The following is a 14,392-nucleotide window of genomic DNA, read 5'->3' as shown; positions in this document are numbered from 1 at the left end:
CATCCGCTTATCACTGATAGTCAGATAGGGCCTTCGGAAATGTCGTACATTCAACCGGCCCCACGCAACACTGGCGGCCGGTGCGGAGCCCTTCTTTCATGCGTCAACTGCCCTCGCTCAACATGCTACGAATCTTCGAAGAAGTCGCCCGGCATCGCAGTTTCAGTCAGGCGGCATTGAGCCTGAATGTCACCCAGGGCGCCGTCAGCCGGCAGATCAAACAACTCGAAGACTACCTCGGCGTCGCGCTGTTTATCCGCACGCCCCAGGGCCTGACCCTGACCGACTCCGGCACCGCCCTTTCCCCACATCTGAGCGAGGCTTTCGACCATATAGAACGCGCGTTGCAAGCCGTACGTATACCCAATCTGCGCCAGCGCCTGCGCATCGTCGCGCCGCCGACCTGGGCGACGCGCTGGCTGTCGGCGCACCTGCGGGCTTTCGTGCAACGCTATCCCGACATCAGCCTGAGCGTGACCAACTCGCTGGGCCACGACAGCCTCGCGGAAATCGACTGCCACATCCGCTTCGGCCTCGAAGCGGCCAGCCATTGCAGCAGCCGCTTGCTGGTGATGGAACGGCACATCGCCGTGGCCAGCCCGGAACTGTTCAGCAACGACGAGCCGCCGGACCTGCGGCAATTTCCATTGCTGCACATCCTGCACGACGGCAAGCGCCTGAAGGTCTGGGAAAACTGGTTGGCGGCCATGGGCCGGGAGGATGTCGATGCGGGGCAAGGCCTGGAATTCAGCACCCTGGACCAGGTGATCCACACCGCACTGGCGGGCGGCGGACTGGCGGTGATCGACCGGCAGATGATCGAAAAGGAACTGGCCAATGGCAGCCTGCTGCCGATCACCCCGGTGGAAGTGGTCGGGCCGTATGGCTATTGGCTGGATGTGGCGAATGACAAGCAGGGCCTGTCGAAGGTGCGATTGTTTACCGAGTGGTTGGGATTGGTCAGCAATCCCTGATAGGCCGAAGCCCCTGTGTAGGAGCGAGCTTGCTCGCGATGGACTAAAGAGCGCATTGGTGTGTCAGGCACCCAGCGTTATAGTTGACGTCCATCGCGAGCAAGCTCGCTCCTACAGGGATCAGCGACAGCCTGTTAGACCGAAGCAGCCACTTTCCCCGCCACCGTCGAACCACCCTCCACCGGACTCTGCGCCTTGCACGCCTGGCTCAGGGTCAGCGACTTGGTCTCCGGTGCCCAGGCCCACGACAACAACGCACCAATGGCCAGGATCGCCGCGAGAATGCCCATGGTCGGGCTCAAGCCAATCCCCGCCACGCTCACCGGCAACAGGAAGGTGCTGATCGCCGAACCCAGGCGACTCACCGCCGTGGCCAGGCCGATACCGCTGGCACGCACTTCGGTCGGAAAGCTTTCTGCCGGGAACACGCCCACCAGGTTACTCACCGCCGACAGCACCAGGGTGAACACGCCGAACACCAGCACCATCAGCCACGCCGCGCTACCCGGCAACACCGCCAACAGGAACAATGCCACAGCGAGGATGATGAACGAGTTGATCAGGAACCCGCGCCGAGTGAACTTGATGGTGCACCAGATGCCGATCAGCGCGCCGAGGATCAGCAGCATGTTCAACATCAGTTCGGTGCCGAAGCCTTCGGCCAGGCCCATCTTCTGCAGGATCGACGGCAGAAAGGTGTAGATGGCGAAGTACGGCATCACGATGCACACGAAGAACAGGCAGTTGAACGCCGTGCGCTTGCGGTATTCGCGGCTGAACAGTACGGCATAGCCGGAACGGGTTTCGCCGGACGGGGTTTCGTCGAGTTCGACGTGGTCGCCCAGGTGTTTCTTGACGATGGCCCGGGCCTCGGCGATACGCCCCTGATTGACCAGCCAGCGCGGCGACTCCGGAGTACCGATTCGGGCGATCAGAATCAACGCCGCCGGGATCGCCGACGAGGCCAGCATCCAGCGCCAGGCGTCATCGCCAAGGCTGAGCATCGCAGTACCAACGAAAGTCGCGGCGACGTAACCGAAGGTCCAGATCACGCTGAATGAGCCGAGCAACACACCGCGATGCTTTCTCGGTGCGAACTCGGCGAGCATGGCGTGGCCGACACTGAAGTCACCGCCCAGGCCGATGCCGATCAGTACCCGGCACAGGAACAGCGCCATGGCCGACTCAACATAGAACTGCATTACCGAGGCGAGGGTGATCAGCACAAAGCTGACGAGGAAGATTTTCTGCCGGCCAACCTTGTCGGAGATCCAGCCGAAGAACAGGCTGCCGAGAAACAGGCCGATCAGTGCCGAAGCGCCGATCAGGCCCTGCCAGAATGCGTCCAGTTGCATCTGTGGGCTCAGCAGGGTGAAAGCGATACCGATCAGGCCGAGGATGTAGCCGTCGGTGAAGTGCGCGCCGAAGGTCAGGCCGGCGATCTTGATGTGAAAACGGCCGATGGGCAGGTCGTCGATTTTTACCGGTTGTGCGGACATGTAAATCTCCAATTGTTGTTATTTAAGGAGAAATGAAACGAAAAACGCTGGTTTCCAATTGTGGGGGCAAGCCTTTGTGGTGAGGGGGCTTGCCCCCGTTCGGCTGCGAAGCGGCCGTAAACCCGGAACATCCGATTAAAGGTCGGAAATGCCGGGGCCGCTTCGCGACCCAACGGGGGCAAGCCCCCTCGCCACAGGGCCCGCTCCCACAGGGGGGCTCGCGGGGTTAGAGACCACCCATCAACAGGTATTTCATCTCCAGGTAGTCATCCAGGCCATACTTCGAACCCTCGCGCCCCAGGCCCGACTCCTTGATGCCGCCGAACGGCGCCACTTCCGTGGAAATGATCCCTTCGTTGATCCCGACCATGCCGGCTTCCAGGCCTTCGGCCATGCGCCAGACGCGGCCGATGTCGCGGCTGTAGAAGTACGCCGACAAACCGAACGGTGTGTCGTTGGCTCGTTGCAGCACTTCGGCCTCGTCCTTGAAACGGAAGCAGGCCGCCACCGGACCGAACGTCTCATCCTGGGCAATCAGCATGTCGCTGCTGGCTTCGGCAAGAATGGTCGGCTCGTAGAACGTGCCGCCCAGGACATGGCGACGGCCACCACACAGAACCTTGGCGCCCTTCTCCACCGCATCGCTCACGTGCAGCTCGACCTTGGCCAGCGCGGCATGATTGATCAGCGGACCTTGCTCGGTTTCACCGTCCAGGGCGCTGCCGACGCGCATCGCTGCCACCGCTTCGGCGAGTTTGCCGGTGAAGGCTTCGTAGACACCGTCCTGAATGAAGAAGCGGTTTACACAGACGCAGGTTTGCCCGGTGTTGCGAAACTTCGAGGCCATCGCACCTTTGACGGCAGCGTCCAGATCGGCGTCGTCGAACACAATGAACGGCGCGTTGCCACCCAGTTCCAGCGAGACCTTTTTCAGCGTGTCGGCGGCCTGGCGCATCAGCAGCTTGCCGGTGCGGGTCGAGCCTGTGAACGACAGCTTGCGCACGACGCTCGACGCTTGCAGCGCGCCGCCAATCGCCACGGCATCACCGGAGACGATGTTGAACACACCGGCCGGAATCCCGGCCTGCTCGGCCAGCACCGCCAGGGCGAAGGCCGACAGCGGGGTTTCTTCCGACGGTTTGAGGATCATCGTGCACCCAGCCGCCAGCGCAGGACCGACCTTGCGGGTGACCATGGCCAACGGGAAGTTCCACGGGGTGATCGCCGCGACCACGCCAATCGCCTCCTTGACCACGATGATCCGTGCATCGGCCTTGTGGCTCGGGATCACATCGCCATAGGCACGCTTGGCTTCTTCGCCGAACCATTCCAGGAAGCTCGCGGCGTAGACCACTTCGCCCATGGCTTCGGCCAATGGCTTGCCCTGTTCACGGCTGAGCAGCGTGGCCAGGTCCTTCTGGTTGCTCAGCATCAACTCGCTCCAGCGCTTGAGGCGCTGGCTGCGTTCCTTGGCGGTCAGCTTGCGCCAGGCCGGCAACGCGCGGTTGGCAGCTGCGATGGCCAAATCAGTCTCTTCAGCGCCGGCCTTTTGCACCTCGGCGATCAGCTCGCCATTGGCCGGGTTCAGCACCGGATAAGTCGCACCGCCGCGGGACCATTGGCCATCGATGAAATGGCCGTGACGAATCAACGCGCTCATGCCACGGCCTCGGTCAGGTTGAAGCGCTCCAGACCCGGACGGGCCGAACGCAGGATACGTTTACCGGCGGTGTAATCGTTGATCACGTCGCACGGCGTGTAGTTGCGTTCCAGCTCGTACAGCTCTTCGGCGTCGAGCTTTGTTTCCAGGGCCGCCAGGGCACTGTCGAACTGCTCGGTGGTGTCGGCACCGACCAGCATGCAATCCACGCCCGGGTGGTTGGCCACCCACGCCTGGGCAATCTGCGCGTTCGACACTCCACGGGCACGAGCCACGCGCTGCACCGAATGGGCGATCTCGAACGAGGCTTCGTCGCTGTACATCTGCTGGGTGAAGAAGTCGGTCTGGTTACGGGTCGACTGAGCGTCGCCGGTCAGCAGGCCACGGGCCAGCGGGCTGAACACCGAAACACCCAAGCCCTGGTCGCGGCAGAACGGGATCATCTCGCGCTCTTCTTCACGGTAGGCGCAGTTCAGTTGCAGCTGCATGTTGATCGGCTTGACCCAGCCATTGCGCTCGCAGGCCATGAGGATTTTTGCCAACTGCCCGGTGAGCATGGTCGACACGCCGATGTAACGGGCCTTACCGGAACGCACGATGTCGTTCATGGCGCTCATGGTCTCTTCGACCGGGGTGTTGACGTCGAAGTAATGCAGCATAAAGACATCGACGTAGTCCATGTCCAGGCGCTTGAGCGAAGCATCGATGCTGTCCATGATGTGCTTGCGCGAGTGACCGCTGGCGTTGACGCCGGTGCGGGTGCCGTAGCCGACCTTGGTGGTGATCACCAGGTCCTCGCGACGGGCCAGGCGCTTGACGATGCGCCCTACTACTTCCTCGCCGACGCCGGCGGAATAGAAGTCCGCCAGGTCGATGAAGTTCACGCCGTTATCCAGCGCGTGCTTGACGATCGGTTCGCTTTTTTTCTCATCGAAGATCCACGGTTTCCAGTCCGGGGTGCCCATGTTCATGGTGCCCAGGCACAGGCGGGAGACTTCGAGGCCGGAGTTGCCCAAACGAATGTATTGCATGGCGCGGACCTCAGGCTTTTGGCGTGTAGAAAGGGTTGCTGATGTGATTGACCACATCCTTGAGCTGCGCGGTTTCCGGCTTGCCGGTCAGGGCGGCGCGGATCGCGGTGCGGCAGGCGTTGTAGTTGTTCAGGTACACGGCGTCGAGATCGTCGCAGGCCGGGTTGACCCAATTGGCGGTGACGATGGCCCACTCGTCTTCGGCTTCCGGCGGCAGGGTACCGTCGAGCAGCGCTTCCAGAACTGCCTTGGCGATACCGGCCTGGGATGCGCCCCAGGTGGCGTTGCCGTGCAGGTCGCTGCCGATCGCGGCTTTGTTGACGTACAGGGTCATCGGCTTGACCGGAATGTTCGGCTGGGCGATCACCATGAACGGGCAGTGACCCTGGCTTGGCGAGGCCAGGCTGTTGGCGAATGCTTGCCCAGCCGGACCGTTGCGCGGGCCGATCAGAATGTTGATGTGCGCGGCGTTCACGCCTGGGCCTTCGAAGCCTTCACCGATGTACAGGTCGAGTTCTTTCATGATCATTACTCTTGTCAGGACGCAGAGGGATGTTTAGGACGGTCAGAAGCGCACGCAGGCAGGGAGCCTGGCGTGGCAAAAGTCTGGGTTCGAAGAGCGCAGCGGGAAGCTAGCGAAGACGCGGCTGTGATGATGAGTCATGGTTGCAAACGCTCTTTTTTGTTGTTGATGAGCTGGTTTGCGATTTTTTAACACTGGAGGTTGGCAGGGCTGTAACCATTAAAAGTCATGAGGGCATGACTTCAAGTCATATCCCTTCAAGAGCAATGAAAAACCTGTAGGAGCGAGCCTGCTCGCGATGGTGTATCAGTCACTGTTGTGTTGACTGACAGACCATCGAGAGCAGGCTCGCTCCTACAGGGGGGATTTCTGTTGTCTGGACTTACTGCGACATTTCGCTTTTTTTCATCGCATCCTTGGACATGGCGTCTTTTTTCATCGCGTCCTTGGACATGGCGTCTTTGGACATTGAATCGGTCTTCTTCATCGCATCCTTGGACATCGAATCCTTGCTCATGCTGTCGTTGCTCATGCTGCCGTTGTCAACAGCAGTAGCGGCGAACACAGAGGCAGCACCAACGGCCAGGCACATGGACAGAACAACGGTGGTCAACTTTTTCATGATGAATCTCCTTGGAGCACGGTTTTGTGGACAGTGAATGATTCGCACGTTCATCAGCTGCCACCAAACCAGTTGTAGCCCTGGTCTTCCCAGTAGCCACCGCTGTAGGTGTTGCTGACGAAAATCGCCTGAATGTGTTTGGGGTTCTTGTAGCCAAGCTTGGTGGGCATGCGCAGCTTCATCGGGAAGCCGTATTCGCGCGGCAGCACCGCGCCGTCATAAGTCAGCGTCAACAGGGTTTGCGCATGCAGTGCGGTGGCCATGTCGATGCTGGTGTAGTAGTCGTCGGCGCATTTGAAACCGACGTATTTGGCGTCGGTGTCAGCGCCGATGCGCTTGAGGAAATCGCTGAAGCGCACGCCGCCCCAGCGGCCGATCGCGCTCCAGCCTTCGACGCAAATATGCCGGGTGATCTGCTCGGTCTGGGCCATGGCGCGCAGCTCTTCGAGGCGCCAGCTGCGCTTGTCGGCAACCAGGCCGGTGACTTCCAGGCGATAGCCCTCCTCCTCCACCGTCGGCGCCTCGTCGATACCGTAGAAGGCATTGAACGGAAATGGCCGGGTGATCATCGATTCGGGATAGGTCGGCGCCATCGCATTGGGATTGAACAGCCAGCCCTGGACCCGATCGTTGAAGCGCGACATGGACGACAACGCGGTCTCGACACTTTCGTTGTCGGTGATATTGCAGCCGGACAACATGGCCACGCTGCCGAGGGTCAGGCCGCGCAGCAGGAACGAGCGGCGCGAGCGATCTTCGATCTGCGGCGCGAGGATCTTGCGGGCATCGGTGAGGATCGACGCCTCGTCCAGCCCGGGGATTTGAATACGCTTTTTCATACCTGCTCCTTGCGGCCGACGATCATGGCCAACAGCGTTTTCGGCACCAGCGCGACCATCACTAGATGCACCGCCACGAAGGCCACCAACAGCGCCATCGCGAAGAAGTGCACACGGCGCGCGCCTTCGTAACCGAACAGCAATTCACGCAACAACGGGAACTGCACCGACTTCCACAACACCAGCCCGGAGAGCACCAGCAGCACGATGTCGACCATCACGAACAGGTACGCGACGCGTTGCACCTGGTTGTAATGGCTGAGGTCGGCGTGCCCCAGTTTTCCGCGCAACGCAGCCCACAGGTCATGCAGCACGCCTTTGGGCGAAACCGGGAAGAAACGCCGTTTCAGGCGTCCGCTGAACAGGTTGAATGCCAGGTAAATCAGACCGTTGATCGCCAGGAACCACATCGCCGCGAAATGCCATTGCAGCGCGCCCCCCAGCCAGCCACCGAGGGTGATCGACTTGGGAAAGCTGAATTCGTAGATCGGCGAGGCGTTGTAGATGCGCCAGCCGCTGGTCACCATCACCAGCACCGCCAGGGCGTTGAGCCAGTGGGTCAGGCGGAGCCAGCGTGGATGACTGGCCTTGGGTGAAGCAGTGCTCTGCGACATGTCCGGCTCCCGTTTGTTGTTCGTTGGAGCCGAGTATGGGAGCCGGAAGATCGCCAAATCCTCACGTAAAGTTAAATTTAATGTGATAACTGGCCCTCAAGATCACCGCAAAATCTGTAGGGTTTTGTGTGGACCGCAAGATGGGCATTTATGGTTAAATGCCGCCCCTTTCCACGCCACCGACCCGATCCAATGAACCCTGAAGCCCTCGCCACCCTACATGAGCATTTGCTATCCGCCCTGGCGGCCGCCCCCGCCGAAACCCGTCGCCTGTTCCACGGCCGTGGCCGCTGCTGGCCGGGGCTGGAGCAAGTGACCGTGGACTGGCTGCAGGGCGTGGTACTGGTGGCACTGTTCAAGGAGCCGGAAGCCGGGCAACTGGAAAATTTGAAACACGTGCTGATGGCAATCACCCAGTCTGAACAGTGGGCAACATCCGCCGCGCATACGCTGTTGCTGCAACACCGCTACCTGCTGCAAAGCACTACCGAGTGGCTGCTCGGCGACGTCATCGAAGAAATGACCATCACCGAGGGCGGGCTGAAGTACCGGGTGGACCTGGGCCGCAAACAGAACACCGGTCTGTTCCTCGACATGCGCTACGGCCGCGACTGGGTCCGCGCCCATGCCGAAGGCAAGCGGGTGTTGAACCTGTTCGCCTACACCTGCGGTTTTTCGGTGGCGGCCATCGAAGGCGGCGCGACCCATGTGGTCAACCTCGACATGTCCAGCCCGGCCTTGAGCCGTGGTCGCGACAACCACCGGCTCAACGGCCACGACCTGGGCCAGGTGAGCTTCCTCGGCCACGACCTGTTCAAGTCCTGGGGCAAAGTGATCGGCAAAGGCCCGTACGACCTGGTGATCATCGACCCGCCGTCATTCCAGAAAGGCAGCTTCCTGCTGACCAAGGACTACCAGCGCGTGCTGCGCCGGCTACCCGAACTGCTCACTGAAAATGGCACCGTGCTGGCCTGCATGAACGACCCTGCGTTCGGCGCCGACTTCCTGATCGACGGTGTCACCCGTGAAGCACCCAGCCTTCAGTTCGAGCAGCGACTGGAAAATCCGCCGGAGTTTCCCGATACCGATGTCGAATGTGGGTTGAAGGCGTTGGTGTTCAGGCAGCACCAGACCGATTGACTGTCGCAACCAGGGGTACGCCGTCATTCTTTGGCGCTTGATCAATCTGCGCCATGCTCAAGTGCGCCGTTTCCCTCAGGCAGAACGAGCACACCGCGACAATCGCCAACGCCACCGAGCCATACACCGCGACGCCGACCGCATTGTGATCGGTGGCAATCAGGATCGCCGTGGCCACGCTCGACGCCGTACCGCCGCCCAGTGCCGCACCGATCTGGTAGGCGGCGGACATCCCTGAATAGCGCATATCCCGAGGGAACTGCTCTGCGAGAAACGCCGGAATCGGCCCCTGTGTCGCCCCCATGAACGCGCCGACCGCGATGTACGCCAGGGTCGATACCAGCAGGCTTTTCATGCCGACCAATGGGAAGAAGGCGAAGAACCCGAGGGCCATGATGATTGCGCCGAGGATCATGACTTTGCGCCGGCCGATCCGGTCCGACAGCAGGGCAAACAGCGGCGCGGTCACCACGATGGCCACCGACAATGAAAAATCGAAGATCAGCGCATCGGTGCTGCCGTAGCCAAGCTGGGTGGCATAGGACAGAAAGAACGTGCTGCCGATGTAGGCGATGGTCACATAGCCGAACGCGATCCCCGTGCACAACAGCATTTCCTTTGGACGTGCCCGCAGTGCCGCGACCAGGGGAATGCGTGCCTGCGTCTTGTGTTCGACGGGTTGTGCCACGGGCTTTTGCAATCGCGCATAGAGCCCGATCAACACCAGCACGCCGCCCAACCAGAACGGAATGCGCCAGGCGAAATCGGCAAGGTTATCGTTCGAGGCAACACTGACGATGCCGAACACCGCTGCACCGAGGATGCCGCCAATACCGATGCCCATGCTGGTAAAACTGCCCCACAGCCCCCGTCGCCCCGGGGGCGCCGATTCGATGCCGAACAGCGCCGCCCCGCCCCACTCACCGCCGGCGGCGAAGCCCTGTATCAACCGCAACAGCACCAGCAGTGCCGGCGCTGCCAGGCCTATCGACGAATAGCCCGGCAGGCAGCCGATCAGCAAAGTGCTCAGGCCCATCAGCAACAAGGTGATCACCAGCATTTTCTGCCGGCCAATCTTGTCACCGTAGTGCCCGAAGACCATGCCGCCCAGCGGACGGGCAAAAAAGCCCGCGCCAAAGGCGCCGAAAGCAAACAGCGTGGCGGTCAGCGGGTCCATCTGCGGGAAGAACACCTTGGGAAACACCAGCGCCGCCGCCGTGCCGTAGATGACGAAGTCATAGAACTCCAGCGCGGTGCCCATGCCGGAGACGAAGAACGTTCTGAGGGCGGATTGCGAACCCGCCGGGAAATGACCGTAACTAGCCATATCGAGTGCTCTTTTTGTTGTTATGGAGGACGTCGGTTTAGAAGCGTTGGAAGCCATCGCGGGCCAGCAGCATCGGGTTGCCGGCGGCGTATTCCAGCACGCCGTGCTCGCTGTCGATGCCGATGGTCAGCAGGGTTTCCCAGCGCTCGGTGGCCGGCATGCTCAGGTCTGGATGGAAACAGATCGGCGCCTCGTCGCCGGCGGCACCGCACATGGCCGCGGCCCGGCGATTAAGGTCGCCATGGATCATGTCGACCCGCGCCGCGTTGACGTGGGCCAGGCGTGCGTAGGTGGTCGAAGCGTCCGGCGTGCGCTCGCCAAGGCTCAGCGCCTCGTCGAGGAAGTGGTTGGTGTGGGTGATCCAGCCGTCTTCGCCTGGCAGGACCACGGCGATGCCGGCGGCGGACATTTCAATGCTCGCCGCACGTGGCGACGCATCCCTGTGCGAGAACACCGTCAGCACCGTCGAGGCACTGACCCGCGCCGACCGCGCCAGGGCAATGGCCTCTTCAACACTGGTAGCCTCTTCCAGAATCCGTCGGGCAATCGCATGCACCGGCACGCCGGCAATAGCGTTGTCGCTGGCGTGGTGGAGGATGTTGAAATGCAGCCCGACGCCTGCGCTGTTCACGCCAATCTTGCCGAGCATGCCGAGCTCGGTGAACAGCTTGACGGTGATCCCGGAACTGGCCGTGAGTTGCAACAGCATGCCGTGGGGCACCAGTGAATCGTGCCAGTCCCAAGTCTGAATGGTCTTGGGCGACTCCAATCCCGCCGGCGCATAGACCGCCGTCGAGCATTCACCTTCGAGCGAGGCCGGCATCACTGCGAGGATTTCCGTGCGCGCGTTCAGGCTCGCCAGTTGCCACAGGGGAATCCCGGCACCTTCGGCCGTCGCCACCAATTCCTGGGCCAGGCTCGGGCTCCACTCGGTCAGCGCTTGCAGGCTGGCTTCGCCAATAGCGCGCACCTGCTCGGGTGAGACGCCGACCTGATTGAAGAAGTCGAGATAAAGCGCCACCGTCTTGCCGATTTGCGCGGCCCAGGTTTCGCCGATTTGCTGGCCGCGGATGTGTGGGTTTTGGGTGTCGGTGACGAAGCAATGCAGATTCACGAAAGGTTTTCCTGTTTTACGTTGATAATTTTGCCTGGTCTCTGTAGGAGCCGGCTTGCCGGCGATAAGGATCTGGCAGGAACATCAATGTTGATTGATCCGCCGTCATCGCCGGCAAGCCGGCTCCTACAGGTCCCGAAGTTATTGCGTGCGGGCAAAGATTTCGCGACCGGCGAACCAGGTGTTCAGCACCTGGGTATCACGCAGGGCCTCTGGGCTGACGGCGAAGACATCGCGGTCGAGGACGATCATGTCGGCCTGCTTGCCCGGCTTGAGCGAGCCGATTTGTTCCTCGAGGCGCAGGGTGCGGGCCGCGTTGAGGGTGTAGGCCTGGAACATGGTCTGGCGGTCGATCTCTTCGGCGGCGTTGAGCACGCCTTTCGGACCTTTGCGGCTGACCGCCTGGTAGATCGCCTTCCATGGGTCCGGCGTGGTGATCGGCCAATCGCTGGCACCGGCAATGGTCGCGCCGTTCTTGAGCAGCGAGCGCGCCGGGTACGAGTACATGAAGGCCATGGCGCTGACGTAGGGTTTGACCAGGTCCATGCTCGACTCATCGCCCATGGCCCAGTACAGCTGCATCGAGGCGATGACGTTGAGGGTTTTGAAGCGGGCGAATTCCTTCGGATTGACCATTTGCAGGTGCGTAATGGAGTGCGCGATACCACTGTGCCGATCCTTGCGCGCCTGCTCGATGCCGTTGAGCGACTCACGCACCGCACGGTCGCCAATCGCGTGGATGTGCACCAACCAGCCACGGGCATCGGCGGCACTGACCAGTTCGCCGAAGTGCGCCGGGTCGATCAGCAGCTCTCCGGATTTCTTCGAGTTCTTGTAGGGCTCGAGCATGGCGGCACTTTGTGCCGGGACTTCTGCCACGCCATCGGCAAACACCTTGATGCCCGGCAGGGTCAGGTTGGGCACGCCGAGAAACTGCTGGCGGACCTTGTCCAGTTCATCGAGATCGGCCGGCGTGGCTTTCGAGTCGGCCATCAGTAGCGCGGCCACATGAGCGGTCAGCTCGCCGCGTTCGGCCAGCGCCTTGTAGATTGGCAGCACGCCCACCGACTGATTGTTCACATCGCTGCCGGGAATTTCATTGGCGATCGGGTCCATCCAGCCGGTGATGCCCAGGCTCTTGTAGTAGTCGAGTGCTGCGCGCGCGCCCGCCATCAACTCCTCGGTGGTCGGGGGTGGAAGCAGCGCCTGCACCGGGTACAAACCGGCATCGACCAGGAAACCATTCGGGCGTCCATCGGCGTGATGCCCTATCGTCGCCTGCTCTTCATCTTTGAGTGCCTTGACCCGCGCGGCATCGACGCCGGCACGCTGGAGCATGGCCCGGTTGGCCCAGCCCGTGTGCAGGTCCCAGCCCAGAAAGAGAATCGGGGTGTCCGCCCATTCGCCCTGATTGAAGCGTTGCTCAAGGGCCTCGATCTGGCTCCAGTAAGTCGATGGCAAACCGCCGACGCTGAGGACGTCACCACGTTTGGCCTTGCCGTCTTCGCGCCACTGACGCAGGCGCGTTTCCAGCTCATCGAGCGGCAGCAACTCACCGTCCAGATTGGCCTGACGCAATTGCAGGCCGCCCTTCACCGTGTGCGAGTGCGAGTCGATGAACCCTGGCATCAGCACCTTGCCGCCCAGGTCGATGATGCGCGTGCCCGGCTGTTTGAGCCCAAGCACCCGGGCATCGGAACCCACCGCCGCGACCTTGCCGTTCTCGACCGCAATGGCCTGCTGCAAGGGCTGGCCGGGCTCGGCGGTGTACACCCGGGCGTTGTGCAGGATGAGATCGACAGCGGCCATACTTTCCATCGAGGAACAGGCCAGAGCGAGTGACGCGGCCAAGGTCAGAATCTGTTTCATGGGGTGGCTCTTTATTTTTGTTGGGCTGTAGCCAAGACTATCCAAGCCAAATCAAGAACTGAATGCCTGCTCCCGCACAACTTCTGTGCCCATCAGGAATAGATCAATGGACAAAATGAGTGCCCTGACCATGTTCGTCGCAACCGCCGAACAGGGTAATTTCAGCCGTGCCGCCGACCTGCTCGGCAAAACCCCTTCGGCCCTGACCAAGGCCGTGGCCCAACTGGAGGAAGAGCTCGGCACGCGCCTGTTCGACCGCACTACCCGGCGCATGGCCCTGACCGAGGCGGGCCGCATCTATCTGGAAGGCGCACGGCAGGCGTTGATGCAACTGCAACTGGCCACCGAAGACGTGGAGCAGTTGCAGCATGAATTGCGCGGCGATCTGCGGATCACCGCCCCACCTTCGTTCGCACCGGCGTTTCTCAACCGGGTGTGTTGTCGCTTCTTGACCGCGCATCCGCAGGTCAAACTGGAAGTGGACCTGAGCGATAACTTCGAAGACCCGGTGGACGGCGGCTACGACCTCGCCCTGCGCGACGGCCCCATCGACCTGCCCGGCGTGATAGCGCAGCCGGTGGTGGAAAACCAGATGTTGCTGTGCGCCAGCCCGGCTTACCTAGCGCGCAAAGGCGAGGATGTTTCACTGGACAATTACCAGCAGCACGACTGGCTGATCTTCCGCCATCCGCTACTGAATCGGCACTTCTGGTGGGTCAAGCAAGGTGAACAACGCATACGCCTGACCCAACCAACGCCACGGGTGGCCAGCGATAACTACGACTTTCTGCTGGCCTGCCTGCTTGATGGCCAGGGCCTGCAGTTCATCCCGCAATGGAGTGCCGCGCCCTATCTGGCGCGCGGCGAGCTGGTCGAATTGATGCCGCAGTACTGGCGTGAGCCCAGCGCGTTCGGGCCGTGGATCTACGTGCTGTACCTGGCGCACCGGCGCAACACACGCAAGGTGAAAGTGTTCATCGATTACCTCAAGGCGCATTGGCAGGAACACCAGGCCTGAAAGGCTGGATCAAACCAATAAAGACCGCATAGCACCCTTCGCGAGCAGGCTCGCTTGTATGTTTAGACTTGAAGGGGTGGGTGGGACTAAAGCTCGTCATCTGACTCTGACCAGTACAGACCGTGGGAGACTTCGTCCCACCCCTTCACCTAATGCGCCGAT

The 14,392-nt window shown here is 61.5% G+C and carries 13 protein-coding genes; 3 read left to right on the top strand and 10 right to left on the bottom strand.

The window, feature by feature from the left end; translation table 11 throughout:
* The first annotated feature begins 98 nt into the window (after positions 1-98).
* Positions 99-974: a LysR substrate-binding domain-containing protein gene (locus B0D71_RS15820; RefSeq protein ID WP_103395594.1), complete on the top strand. Its 876-nt coding sequence runs from the start codon at positions 99-101 to the stop codon at positions 972-974.
* Between the two features lie 134 nt (positions 975-1,108).
* On the opposite strand, the gene B0D71_RS15815 is transcribed toward B0D71_RS15820, so the two are convergent.
* The 7 genes from B0D71_RS15815 to B0D71_RS15780 form a co-directional block, all read right to left on the bottom strand.
* On the bottom strand, positions 1,109-2,473 hold the full coding sequence (locus tag B0D71_RS15815; RefSeq protein WP_103395593.1) for an MFS transporter: 1,365 nt from the start codon (positions 2,471-2,473) through the stop codon (positions 1,109-1,111).
* 226 nt (positions 2,474-2,699) lie between these two features.
* Complete coding sequence (locus tag B0D71_RS15805; RefSeq protein ID WP_103395592.1) at positions 2,700-4,133, bottom strand: NAD-dependent succinate-semialdehyde dehydrogenase; 1,434 nt, start codon at positions 4,131-4,133, stop codon at positions 2,700-2,702.
* Complete coding sequence (locus B0D71_RS15800) at positions 4,130-5,164, bottom strand: aldo/keto reductase (protein WP_103395591.1); 1,035 nt, start codon at positions 5,162-5,164, stop codon at positions 4,130-4,132. Before B0D71_RS15800 ends, B0D71_RS15805 begins: the two co-directional genes overlap by 4 nt.
* Before the next feature lie 10 nt (positions 5,165-5,174).
* Positions 5,175-5,687, bottom strand: coding sequence for a formaldehyde-activating enzyme (fae, locus tag B0D71_RS15795; protein WP_075948975.1), 513 nt, complete (start codon positions 5,685-5,687; stop codon positions 5,175-5,177).
* 382 nt (positions 5,688-6,069) lie between these two features.
* Entirely contained in the window at positions 6,070-6,309 is a 240-nt protein-coding gene (locus tag B0D71_RS15790; protein ID WP_103395590.1) for a pentapeptide MXKDX repeat protein, read from the bottom strand.
* A 53-nt stretch (positions 6,310-6,362) separates the two neighbouring features.
* Positions 6,363-7,148, bottom strand: coding sequence for a molybdopterin-dependent oxidoreductase (locus B0D71_RS15785; RefSeq protein WP_103395589.1), 786 nt, complete (start codon positions 7,146-7,148; stop codon positions 6,363-6,365).
* Positions 7,145-7,762: a cytochrome b/b6 domain-containing protein gene (locus tag B0D71_RS15780; protein ID WP_103395588.1), complete on the bottom strand. Its 618-nt coding sequence runs from the start codon at positions 7,760-7,762 to the stop codon at positions 7,145-7,147. Before B0D71_RS15780 ends, B0D71_RS15785 begins: the two co-directional genes overlap by 4 nt.
* Before the next feature lie 192 nt (positions 7,763-7,954).
* On the opposite strand from B0D71_RS15780, the gene B0D71_RS15775 reads away from it, so the two are divergent.
* A complete protein-coding gene (locus B0D71_RS15775; protein WP_103395587.1) occupies positions 7,955-8,902 on the top strand; it encodes a class I SAM-dependent methyltransferase in 948 nt (315 codons plus the stop codon).
* Here B0D71_RS15775 and B0D71_RS15770 read toward each other — a convergent pair.
* From B0D71_RS15770 to B0D71_RS15760, 3 genes are all read right to left on the bottom strand, one after another.
* Positions 8,880-10,229 carry an MFS transporter gene (locus B0D71_RS15770; protein ID WP_103395586.1) on the bottom strand — a complete coding sequence of 450 codons (1,350 nt, stop codon included), beginning with the start codon at positions 10,227-10,229 and terminating at the stop codon, positions 8,880-8,882. The two genes, B0D71_RS15775 and B0D71_RS15770, sit on opposite strands and share 23 nt — an antisense overlap.
* 37 nt (positions 10,230-10,266) lie before the next feature.
* A complete protein-coding gene (locus B0D71_RS15765) occupies positions 10,267-11,343 on the bottom strand; it encodes a C45 family autoproteolytic acyltransferase/hydrolase (protein ID WP_103395585.1) in 1,077 nt (358 codons plus the stop codon).
* A 141-nt stretch (positions 11,344-11,484) separates the two neighbouring features.
* A complete protein-coding gene (locus tag B0D71_RS15760) occupies positions 11,485-13,212 on the bottom strand; it encodes an amidohydrolase (protein WP_103395584.1) in 1,728 nt (575 codons plus the stop codon).
* Positions 13,213-13,318: 106 nt separating this feature from the next.
* On the opposite strand from B0D71_RS15760, the gene B0D71_RS15755 reads away from it, so the two are divergent.
* Positions 13,319-14,230: a LysR family transcriptional regulator gene (locus tag B0D71_RS15755; protein WP_103395583.1), complete on the top strand. Its 912-nt coding sequence runs from the start codon at positions 13,319-13,321 to the stop codon at positions 14,228-14,230.
* Positions 14,231-14,392: the final 162 nt, after the last annotated feature.

Origin of the sequence: Pseudomonas laurylsulfativorans (genome assembly GCF_002906155.1) — a bacterium.
GTDB classification, from domain to species: Bacteria; Pseudomonadota; Gammaproteobacteria; order Pseudomonadales; family Pseudomonadaceae; genus Aquipseudomonas; species Aquipseudomonas laurylsulfativorans.
Note: the sequence above shows the minus strand (reverse complement) of the source record. Positions and strands in the feature narration are given on the sequence as shown.